This window comes from Streptomyces sp. NPDC047014 (genome assembly GCF_040644195.1).
GTDB lineage: Bacteria > Actinomycetota > Actinomycetes > Streptomycetales > Streptomycetaceae > Streptomyces.
Map to the genome: position 1 here is coordinate 1 of NZ_JBEYVX010000164.1, position 5,809 is coordinate 5,809.

The 5,809-nt window shown below is 75.8% G+C and carries 1 protein-coding gene; it reads right to left on the reverse strand.

Features of this window, described 5'->3' with window-relative positions; genetic code table 11:
* Nucleotides 1-5,809, reverse strand: a 5,809-nt coding sequence (locus ABZ873_RS33775) for a beta-ketoacyl synthase N-terminal-like domain-containing protein (protein ID WP_360880574.1), incomplete at both ends; no start/stop codon positions are given.

Sequence of the window (5,809 nt, forward strand, 5' to 3'; positions counted from 1 at the left end):
TCCGTGGTGGGTGACGAGGTGGTGGGCGAGGAGTGCGCCGAGGGTGCCGGTGCCGCCGGTGATCAGCGCCGTCCCGTCCCGGTCGATGCCCTGCGGGACGGTCAGGACCGCCTTGCCGACCAGCTTCGCCTGGCTCAGGTCGCGCATCGCGTCGCGGGCGCGCCGTACGTCGTACGTGGTGAGGGGCGGGAGCACCAGAGCGCCGTCCCGGTACAGGTCCATCACCGCGACCAGCATCTCCTGGATCCGGTCCGGTCCCGCTTCCATCAGGTCGTACGCCGCGTAGGCGACGCCCGGGTACGTCCCGGCGACCTCCGCGGGCTCGCGCTTGTCGGTCTTGCCCATCTCCAGGAAGCGCCCGCCCCGGGGCAGCAGCCGCAGTCCCGCGTCCACGAACTCGCCCGCCAGGCAGTCCAGGACCACGTCGACCCCGCAGCCGCCGCTGGTCTCCATGAACCACTGCTCGAACTCCAGGGTCCGGGAGTTGCCGATGTGCGGTGCGTCCAGGCCGTGGTCGCGCAGGGTCTGCCACTTGCCGGGGCTCGCCGTGCCGTACACCTCGGCGCCGAGGTGCCGGGCGAGCTGCACGGCGGCGATGCCCACACCTCCGGCCGCCGCGTGCACGAGGACCGACTCGCCCTGCCGCACCGCGGCCAGGTCCACCAGACCGTAGTAGGCGGTCAGATGGGTGATCGGGACCGTGGCGGCCTGCTCGTAGGACCATCCGTCGGGCATCGGGGTCAGGAACCGGTGGTCGCAGACGGCGACCGGTCCGAACGAGTCCGAGCACAGGCCCAGGACCCGGTCGCCGACGGCGACGTTGGTCACCCCGGCGCCGGTCTCCATGACGACACCGGCGATGTCGCCGCCGATGCCCTTCTGGGTGGTGACGACGCCGAGCGCGACCACGACGTCCCGGAAGTTCATACCGACCGCGTGCACCGCGACACGGACCTGTCCCGCCCCGAGCGGGCCGAGGACCTCCGGGCAGGGCACCAGCGCCAGGTTCTCGATGGTTCCGCTGCCCGTGCTCTCCAGGCGCCACGGCGCCCCCGTCGACGGCGGCAGCAGCGCCGGGTGCGAGCGGGCACGCGCCAGCCGGGGCGCGGTGACCGTGCCGCGACGGACGGCGGTCCGGGGCTCGGCGGTCCCCAGGGCCGCCGCGAACGCCTCCCGGGACTCCGGCTCGCCGTCCAGGTCGACGAGGCCGAACCGGTCCGGGTTCTCGGTCTGCGCCGAGGTCACCAGACCCCAGCTCGTCGCGTGCGGGAGATCGGTGACGTCCTCGGCGTCGCCCGCGGCGACCGCCCCCGTCGTCACGAACACCAGCCGGGAGGAGCCGAAGCGGTCGTCGGCCAGCCAGGCGCGGACCCACTCCAGGGTCTCCTGCGCGGCGGCGTGTGCCGCGGCCACCGGATCGCCGGACCCCGCCGGGGCCAGGCAGACCACCACCTGGTCCGGGACCGGGCCCTCCGCGGCGAGCGCGGCCAGGTCCGGCCGCACCGCCGCGGCCCCGTCGGCCAGCGCGAACGGGTCCTCGCCCACCAGGGTGTACGCGGCGGCCCCCGCGCCCTGTGCCCCGGAGGGCAGCGCGGTCCAGTCGAGGTGGAGCAGCGCCTCCTCCAGCGCGCCGCCCGACGGCTTCCCGATCGCGGCCGGCCGGGTCACGAGTGAACGCACCGCGACGACGGGCCGGCCCGTGTCGTCGGTGAGCAGCAGCGAGAGCTGGTCACCGGACGGAGTGAGCCGGCCCCGGGCCGCGGTCGCCCCGGTCGCGTACAGGTGCACACCGGTCCAGGCGAACGGCAGCCGTACGCCTGCCTCCTGGTCGCCGGCCACCGCCATGGCGTGCAGCGCGGAGTCCAGCAGGGCGGGGTGGACGCCGTACCGGCCGGCCTCCTCCCGTTCCGCCTCGGGCAGCCGGATCTCGGCGAACAGCTCGCCGTCCCGGCGCCACACCGCCTCCAGGCCGCGGAAGGCCGGCCCGTAGTGGTAGCCGCCCTCGGCGAGGTCGTCGTAGACACCGTCCAGCGGGACGGGCTCCGCCCCGGCGGGCGGCCAGGCCGCGTCCGGTACGGGCTCCTCGGGTGCCTCCGCGCCCAGGGTGCCGGTCGCGTGCAGGGTCCAGTCCCCGTCACCGGTCCGGGAGTGCACGGTGACCGCGCAGCCGCCCGTGCCCTCGTCCGGAGTGGCGCGGACCTGCACCGTGACATCGTCCTCAGGGCCGGCGCCCAGCAGCAGAGGCGCCTGCAGGGTCAGTTCCTCCAGGTGCGGCAGGCCCAGGTGGTCACCCGCCCGGACCGCCAGGTCCACGAAGGCCGTGCCCGGCAGCAGGGCCGTGCCGGAGACCGCGTGGTCCAGGAGCCAGGGGTGGGTACGCCCGGACAGCAGGCCGGTGAGCACCACGCCCTCACCGCCCGCCATGACCACGGCCGCGCCCAGCAGCGGATGGTCCGCCGGCTCCAGGCCGGTCGCCGTCAGGTCCCCCGCCCCGCGCCGCCCCTCCAGCCAGAACCGGCGGCGCTGGAACGCGTACGTCGGCAGCTCCACCTGCCGGGCCCCGGCGAACACCGGTGCCCAGTCGACGCCGACGCCCAGCACCCCGGCCTCGGCCACCGAGGTCAGCATGCGCCGCAGACCGCCGTCGTCACGGCGCAGCGAGCCCACGGCCGCCGCGGCCGCGCCGGCGGCGTCGATGGTGTCCTGGACGGACGGCACCAGCACCGGATGCGGGCTGATCTCCGCGAAGACGGTGAAGCCCTGCGCGAGCGCGGCCCGCGTGGCCCCTTCGAACTCCACGGTGTGGCGCAGGTTCCGGTACCAGTACCCGGCGTCCAGCTCCGCGGTGTCCAGCGTGCCGCCGGTGAGGGTGGAGAAGAACGGTACGGACGACGAGCGCGGCGCGACGTCCTTGAGCTCCGCGGCGAGATCCGCTTCGATCTCCTCCACCTGCGCGGTGTGGGAGGCGTAGTCCACCGGGATACGGCGGGCCCGGACGCCGTCCTCGGCGCAGCGGGCGAGCAACGCGTCGAGCGCGCCGGGTTCACCGGCGACCACCGTGCTGAACGGTCCGTTGACCGAGGCCACCGAGAGGGCCCCCGGCCGGTCCGCGATCAGCTCCCGCGTCCCCGCGGCGGACAGGGCCACGGAGACCATGCCGCCCCGCCCGGCCAGCGCGGAGCCGATCGCCTTGGCCCGCAGGGCCACGATCCGGGCCCCGTCGGCCAGGTCCAGGGCCCCGCAGACGCACGCGGCGGCGATCTCCCCCTGGGAGTGGCCGATCACGGCGTCGGGCTCGACCCCGTAGGAGCGCCACACCTCCGCCAGCGAGACCATCACCGCCCACAGCGCGGGCTGCACCACGTCGACCCGGTCCCAGGGCGGGGTGCCCGGCTCCTGCCGCAGCACGGCGAGCAGCGACCAGTCGACGTACGGGGCGAGCGCCTCCGCGCACTCCTGGACCCGCGCGCCGAAGACCGGTGAGGAGTCCAGCAGTCCGGCGGCCATGCCCAGCCACTGCGCACCCTGCCCGGGGAAGACGAAGACCACCCGGTCGTCACCGAGGACGGAACCCTCGGCCACGCCCGGCGGCAGCGCCGCGTCCGGATCGGCGGCCCGGCCCGCGAGCCCGGCCGCACCGCTCAGCAGCGCCTCCCGGCCGGCGCCCAGTACCACCGCACGGTGGGGGAGCGCCGCCCGGCCGGCCAGGGTCGCGCCCACGTCCGCCGGCGACAGCTCCGGGTGCGCCTCCACATGCGCCACCAGCCGCGCGGCCTGCGCGTACAGCGCCGCCCGGTCGTGCCCGGAGAGCACCCACGGGACCACCTCGGGAGCCACGGGAGCGGCGGTCACCGGCTCGGCGGCCGGGGGCTGCTCGATGATGACGTGGGCATTGGTGCCGCTGATCCCGAAGGAGGACACACCGGCCCGGCGCGGAGCACCGTCCGTCGTCCACTCCCGCGGCTCGGTCAGCAGCTCCACCCCGCCCTCGGACCAGTCGATCTGCCCGCTGGGCCGGTCCACGTGCAGGGTCCTGGGCATGACGCCGTGCCGCATCGCCATGACCGTCTTGATGATGCCCGCCGCGCCCGCCGCGGCCTGGGTGTGGCCCATGTTGGACTTGATCGATCCCAGCCGCAGCGGCCGCCCGGAGGGCCGCTCCCGGCCGTAGGTGGCCATCAGCGCCTGCGCCTCGATGGGGTCACCGAGGGTGGTGCCCGTGCCGTGCGCCTCCACCAGGTCGACATCGCCCGGTCCGAGGCCCGCGTTGCCGAGCGCCGCCTCGATCACCCGCTGCTGCGCGGGCCCGTTCGGCGCGGTCAGGCCGTTGGACGCACCGTCCTGGTTGACGGCCGTTCCCCGTACGACCGCCAGAACGGGGTGGCCGTTGCGGCGGGCGTCGGAGAGCCGCTCGACCAGCAGGAGTCCGGCGCCCTCGCCCCAGCCGGTGCCGTCGGCACCGTCGGCGAAGGAGCGGCACCGGCCGTCGGGGGACAGGCCGCCCTGCCGGGACAGCTCCACGAACACGGCGGGCGTCGACATCACGGTCACGCCACCGGCCAGCGCCAGATCGCACTCGCCGCCACGCAGCGCCTGCGCGGCCAGGTGCAGGGCCACGAGCGAGGACGAGCACGCGGTGTCGATGGTGAGGGCGGGCCCCTCCAGACCCAGGGTGAACGCGATCCGCCCGGAGGCGACCGAGCCGGCCGAGCCGGTCCCGATGAACCCCTCGGCCTCCTCGGGCAGTTCGGCCCGGTCCGAGGCGTAGTCGTGGTACATCATGCCGGTGAACACGCCGGTCCGGCTGCCGCGCACCGTGTGCGGGTCGATGCCCGCGTGCTCCAGCGCCTCCCAGGCCGTCTCCAGCAGCAGCCGCTGCTGCGGGTCCATGGCCAGGGCCTCGCGCGGCGAGATACCGAAGAACTCCGGGTCGAAGTCGGCCGCGTCGTAGAGGAATCCGCCCTGGCGCACGTACGAGGTGCCCGGCCGGGTCAGCTCCGGGTCGTACAGCCGCTCCACGTCCCAGCCGCGGTCCTCGGGCATACCGGCGATCGCGTCCCGGCCGGAGCGCACCAGCTCCCACAGCTCCTCGGGGGACGACACCCCGCCCGGGTACCGGCAGGCCATGCCCACGATCGCGATCGGCTCGTCGGCCGCGGAGGCCGCCCCGGCCGGGCGCGCGGCGGGCCGCGCCTGCTCCTCGCCCGTCAGCTCGCCGAGCAGGAAGTCCACCACGGCGGCCGGCGTCGGGTGGTCGAAGACCAGCGTCGCGGGCAGCCGCAGACCGGTCGCCCCGCCCACGCCGTTGCGCAGCTCGATCGCCGCCAGCGAGTCGAAGCCCAGCTCGCGGAAGGTCCGCTTCGCGTCCAGCCCCTCGGACGTCGGGTACCCGAGCGCCGTCGCCGCGTGCGTCCGTACGAGGTCCAGCAGCCGCCGTGCCCGTTCGGCCCGCGGCAGCGCCGCGAGCTCGGCCGCGAAGGCCGGACTCCCGGCGGTCCCCGGGGCGGCCGCCGCCCGGCGGGCCGGAGCGCGCACCAGGCCGCGCAGCAGCGGCGGCAGCGTGCCCGCACCGGCCTGGGTCCGCAGCGCCGTGAGGTCCAGCGGCATCGGCACGGAGACCGGCGCGTCCAGCGCGAGCGCCGCGTCGAACAGCGCCAGGCCCTGCTCCTCGGAGAGGGGCACCACCCCGGCGCCGGCCATGCGGCGCATCACCGCCTCTTCGTTGTCGAGGTGGTGGGTCATGCCGGTGCGTTGGGCCCAGAAGCCCCAGGCGAGGGAGGTGGCGGGGTGTCCGTGGGCGCGGCGGTGG